This is a genomic window from Providencia sp. PROV129, from assembly GCF_028482245.1.
Classification (GTDB): domain Bacteria; phylum Pseudomonadota; class Gammaproteobacteria; order Enterobacterales; family Enterobacteriaceae; genus Providencia; species Providencia vermicola.
Map to the genome: position 1 here is coordinate 1 of NZ_JAMPQD010000052.1, position 2,857 is coordinate 2,857.

Consider the following 2,857-nt stretch of genomic DNA (forward strand, 5'->3'; position numbering starts at 1 on the left):
GGGCCGTCGGTGTGTGCTTCGGTTTCATTATTCGATCTCTCACTCCTGACGAAAGAACGCGTATCATAACGCAGAATCGATTTTCTGTCCGTTATTCAGATTTCAAGGTTCGCGTTCAGTCGATTTTTCATTTTCGCCCGCTAACCACAATCACTTGTGTGCTCATTAGAATTATAAACATAAGGCAACCTGTTAACGAAAATGTCTGCGAGTTAAGAAATTTACTGACATCGTTATTAACGACGCTCATTCCCAGTCTTATTTGCTAAGCATTCGATGACATATTCTGCGTATTTATTCACTGCAGATAGTGCATTATTTAACGATGATCCGGAGTAATGATCTGATAAAATCGCCATGACCCGTGCGACATTAAATTGAGGCATGTGAACTTCTTGCTCTATCAACAACGTATCGATACGACGTAACCGCGTGACATATTCTCGTACCGTACTGGTGTTCATCAATGAGTTCAATAATAAATGCCGTTGAAAATCCATTAAATCCACAAAGCGGGGCAATGGCAGCGAATACAGTTCACTGCAAAAACGACACAGAACCCGTAATCGCGTCGTTTGCAGTATAGACCACTGTATTTCATTCAGCCGCTGTGACATATTCTTGATATCATCTTTATTAATTGCCATTCTATCCAACATCAATGACACCCGTTCCAGGTGTGTATGGCAAGTAGTACAACGTGTCTGTGTTTTCTTAAACTCGTTAAGGTAACACCTTAACGGGCGACTTTTTACTTTATCTTCAGTCATACACCACTCTGTCAAAAAAGATGAAAGTTAACGGGGTTTGACGCTCAGCGGAACGAAAACTCACGTCAAGCAATGTTTAACCTGTATTGCCAACAATCCTCATCAAATTGTCCCTGAAGATGGTGCTGTTTGATAACTTCGCTAAATTGTTTTTTATCGCCAAGCACCCAAAAGTCCACCGAATTAACCTGTTTCCCCTCATCACTAAACCCCGCGGTTAAAGTCGATTGTGTGACATAGAAAGTGGGGATAGCGGTTACTATCGGTTTTTTCTTTATCAGTTTTTGCCAGCGCTCATCACTGATTACCACACTGTCCCACCCTAAATCTTTAAGTAGCTCTGTCGCGTAGGTTAAGCGAAACAAATCACTTTGGCTGGCAATATCACAACAACACGAACGCCACAGATATTCTAACCGCGATTTGAGTTTTGAGGTCATTAGACGTTGTCGACCAAGGTGGATGAGCCATTCAAAATCATGTACCACACAGCGATGAAACCGTTTTTGTTTCAGGGCCGTTTGTAGCCAGCGAAGCAGGAATAGATTTTCAGCCTGGGCGTTTCGTGCGGCTTTTCCATCCCATTGCGCCAGTTTGAGCGCGACTAAAGCGGCAAACGCTAACTTACCTAACCAATGATTTTTTTCTTCAACAGAAATCGGACAATGGATTGTCTTTATCATATGGTTCGTGATTGTTGTTTAGCCCGCTTTTGTATGCGTTTTAACGTATCGACCACATCCGATTCCGTGACAGTCCCGTCCGGTTGACCGTCCTTATCATAGCGTACCGCGCCAGGCATTATCGTGGTGCGATATTTCACACTATGGCTAATGGCCGCGAGGCTACGTTTCAATTTTTTATACGAAATCGGCAATTCACGCCCCTTTTTATCTGCAAACAAGGCTTCACGTATGCCAACCGCCATCGGTCGAAGTTGTCCATTGGGAAAAAGATGTGGCCAATATTCTGAGAGGTTTGCGATAGCCACCTCTAAAGAGAGATGTTGTTTTGGTGGCGTTGGTAGGGTAATTTTTTTCTCTAATGGAGTGACAACCGTATCCTTTTTTTTCTCAGGTGGAGGTGTCACCTTTTTAGGGGATGCGGTCGGCGTTGTTTTGACGGGTTTATTCGGTTTACGCTGCGTATTGACCACCACCTGTTTACGGCGACGCGTAATACCGAGCTCGGTATTTTCCATGACGTTTTCCGTCAGGGGGCGTTTTAACGTCAGTGTTTTGCGCTCCATTTTAACCTCACTCAAAAATTGCGTTCACCATCAATACATTACTTCCAGATTATCACGAAATTTCACCGAAATCACCCGCCCGTAGGGCGGTAGACGGCAAAAAAAGTGACAGAGGGATAATGAAGGTTAGGGCCGTCGAGACCCGCGTCAGCGGTTACGTGCTGTTTAATGCCCCAGTCCGTCCCCTGTCCTGGTTAAGCCCAATGAAAGTAAAACCGTCATTTTGTTTGTTTGACCCTTTGAAAAACGCGGTGAGACGGACGAGAGGCGAAGCCTCGATGAACGGCTGTAGCTGCGCGTTAAGGTGGCCAGAGGCCAGCTTTACGGGGGCTATGGCACAATGTTGACACCGTGTTCTGAGCGACAGCCATTTATGGCTTGTAAGCAAAGGCTTTATTGGGTTTATCTCTTTAAAGTGTGCGGCTTGAAAAGTAGAGCCGCAACTCCTTATTTATAAGGACGATATCATGACTGGATTTGAATTAAAATTGTGGCGACGAGGAATGAATTGGGAGCAGGAACGCGCGGCTGAAGAACTGGGGGTGAGCGTGCGAAGCTATAAACGCTATGAAAAAGCGCAAAACATCGCTAAACTCATTGAGCTAGCGATGTTTGCGTTAAGCACAAAAATGAAAAAGGAATAGCGCCAGACTACTGCAGGGAAATGAGCTCTTCACGGCTTAAACCGGTACTTTCAATGATAAGGTCAAGACTAACCCCATTTTTAAGTAGGTTACGCGCCATCATAATCTTAGCATCACGCATACCTTTTTCGATACCTTGCTCAATACCTTGCTGCAATCCCTCTTGACGACCAATTTCTCGTCCTTCTTGGCGA

The 2,857-nt window shown here is 44.7% G+C and carries 4 protein-coding genes and 1 pseudogene; 1 reads left to right on the forward strand and 4 read right to left on the reverse strand.

Translation table 11 applies throughout. From position 1 onward, the window contains the following. Nucleotides 1-236: 236 nt before the first annotated feature. The 3 genes from PSF27_RS20700 to PSF27_RS20710 form a co-directional block, all read right to left on the reverse strand. Entirely contained in the window at nucleotides 237-770 is a 534-nt protein-coding gene (locus tag PSF27_RS20700) for a site-specific integrase (RefSeq protein WP_272682180.1), read from the reverse strand. A 65-nt stretch (nucleotides 771-835) separates the two neighbouring features. Next, on the reverse strand, nucleotides 836-1,453 hold the full coding sequence (locus tag PSF27_RS20705) for a DUF2913 family protein (RefSeq protein ID WP_272682181.1): 618 nt from the start codon (nucleotides 1,451-1,453) through the stop codon (nucleotides 836-838). Beyond that, nucleotides 1,450-2,019 (reverse strand): ProQ/FINO family protein, encoded by a 570-nt coding sequence (locus PSF27_RS20710; protein ID WP_272682182.1) that lies wholly within the window; start codon nucleotides 2,017-2,019, stop codon nucleotides 1,450-1,452. The genes PSF27_RS20705 and PSF27_RS20710 overlap by 4 nt, the downstream gene beginning before the upstream one ends. A gap of 467 nt (nucleotides 2,020-2,486) precedes the next feature. Between PSF27_RS20710 and PSF27_RS21155 the strand changes: the two genes are divergently transcribed. Next, nucleotides 2,487-2,663, forward strand: coding sequence for a helix-turn-helix domain-containing protein (locus PSF27_RS21155; RefSeq protein ID WP_272682183.1), 177 nt, complete (start codon nucleotides 2,487-2,489; stop codon nucleotides 2,661-2,663). Between the two features lie 7 nt (nucleotides 2,664-2,670). On the opposite strand, the pseudogene PSF27_RS20720 reads toward PSF27_RS21155, so the two are convergent. After that, nucleotides 2,671-2,857, reverse strand: a pseudogene (locus PSF27_RS20720) (Rpn family recombination-promoting nuclease/putative transposase); the annotation flags it as partial.